General features: G+C 67.1%; 2 protein-coding genes and 1 pseudogene. All 3 read right to left on the bottom strand.

The window, feature by feature from the left end; genetic code table 11:
* Window positions 1-426: hypothetical protein (locus ACR2JA_RS11745; RefSeq protein ID WP_434009264.1), on the bottom strand; the 426-nt coding region annotated here is incomplete at its 3' end.
* Window positions 427-444: 18 nt separating this feature from the next.
* Window positions 445-1,392 (bottom strand): ornithine carbamoyltransferase, encoded by a 948-nt coding sequence (gene argF / locus ACR2JA_RS11740; protein WP_434009263.1) that lies wholly within the window; start codon window positions 1,390-1,392, stop codon window positions 445-447.
* 22 nt (window positions 1,393-1,414) lie between these two features.
* Window positions 1,415-1,558 (bottom strand): annotated as a pseudogene (locus ACR2JA_RS11735) (aspartate aminotransferase family protein); the annotation flags it as partial.

The raw sequence follows: 1,558 nt of genomic DNA, 5'->3' as shown, positions 1-1,558 counted from the left end.
GGTGTGCGTCACCAGCCGACAGCCCTCACCTTCCAGCGGCTCCACGCAGACGTTGAGCACCAGCCGCGGCTGGTCGGTCATGGCCATGAAGGCCGCGGTGTCGGCGATGCGGCGCAGGCCGTAGTCGAGCTGCCAGAAGCGCCCTGCAAGACCGAACGCCACCTCGAGGCCGGGCAACTCGCCCAGCAGCTGGAAGCTGTGAAAGCCGAAAGCCTTCGGAGGCAAGGCATTGCCCGACAGACCGATGCCGCGCAGCAGCCGGCCTGGCAGCTCGCGCAAGGCGATGGCTTGGGCGATCCATGGGTCTGGCGTGCTCAGGCCGGGCACGATGCTGGCATACGCCTGCGCGGGCGAAACGCCGTCGAGTACCAGCGCATGGCGTTCACCGAACTGCCATTCGGGCAGCAGGTGGTTCATCAGGTCCATGCGGCGGTCGGCTGCCGGTCAGGCCAGCTGGCCTAGCAGCAGGTACTCCATGAGCGCCTTCTGCACGTGCATGCGGTTCTCGGCCTCGTCCCACACCACGCTCTGCGGGCCGTCAATGACCTCGGCGGTCACTTCCTCGCCGCGGTGGGCGGGCAGGCAGTGCATGAACAGCGCGTCGGGCTTGGCCACGGCCATCATGGCCTCGTCCACGCACCACTGCTTGAAGGCGGCGCGGCGCACCTCGTTCTCAGCCTCGTAGCCCATGCTGGTCCACACGTCGGTGGTCACCAGATCGGCGCCCTGGCAGGCTTGCTTCGGGTCGCTGAACACCTTGTAGCAGGCCGGGTTCGTGATGCCGGCCAGCTTCACGTCCACCTCGTAGCCGCTGGGTGTGCTCACGTGCACGGTGAAGCCCAGCAGCTCGGCCGCCTGCAGCCAGGTGTTGGCCATGTTGTTGCCATCGCCCACCCAGGTCACGACCTTGCCACGGATGGCGTCCAGCGGGTCGCCGCTGGGGGCCGGGCGGTACTCGGTCAGCGTGAACAGGTCGGCCAGGATCTGGCAGGGGTGGAACTCGTTGGTCAGACCGTTGATGACCGGCACGCGCGAGAACTGCGCGAACTTCTCCAGTTTGTCCTGGCCGAAGGTCCGGATCATCACGATGTCGACCATGCGGCTGATCACGCGCGCGCTGTCTTCGATCGGTTCGGCCCGGCCGAGCTGGCTGTCGCCGGTGGTCAGGTGCACCACCGAGCCCCCCATCTGGTACATGCCCGCCTCGAAGCTCACGCGGGTGCGCGTGCTGGCCTTCTCGAAGATCATGGCCAGGGTGCGGTCGGGGTCGGCGAAGGGCTGGTACTTCTCGACCGCCTTGAACTTGGCCTTGATGAAGGCAGCGCGGCGCAGCAGGTAGCCGTACTCGGCGGCTGAAAAGTCCTTGAACTGCAGGTAGTGGCGGATGGACATGCGGTGCTCTCTCTGGGGGACTTCAGGCGTTTTCCGCGAGGAAGGTCTCGATGATCGGCAGCAGGCGGGCGCCGATCTCGTCGGCCTCGGCGCCGGTGATGATCAACGGCGGCACCAGGCGGATCACGCTGTCGGCCGTGACCGAGAGCAGCAGGCCGGCGTCGGC

The organism is Hydrogenophaga sp., from assembly GCF_051007235.1.
GTDB lineage: Bacteria > Pseudomonadota > Gammaproteobacteria > Burkholderiales > Burkholderiaceae_C > Hydrogenophaga.
The sequence above is the reverse complement of the archived record's forward strand: the minus strand, read 5'-3'. Positions and strand labels throughout refer to the sequence as shown.

Excerpts from the sequence above, each read along its gene's own strand:
- argF (WP_434009263.1), bottom strand. The coding sequence starts at position 1,392 with ATGTCCATCCGCCACTACCTGCAGTTCAAGGACTTTTCAGCCGCCGAG.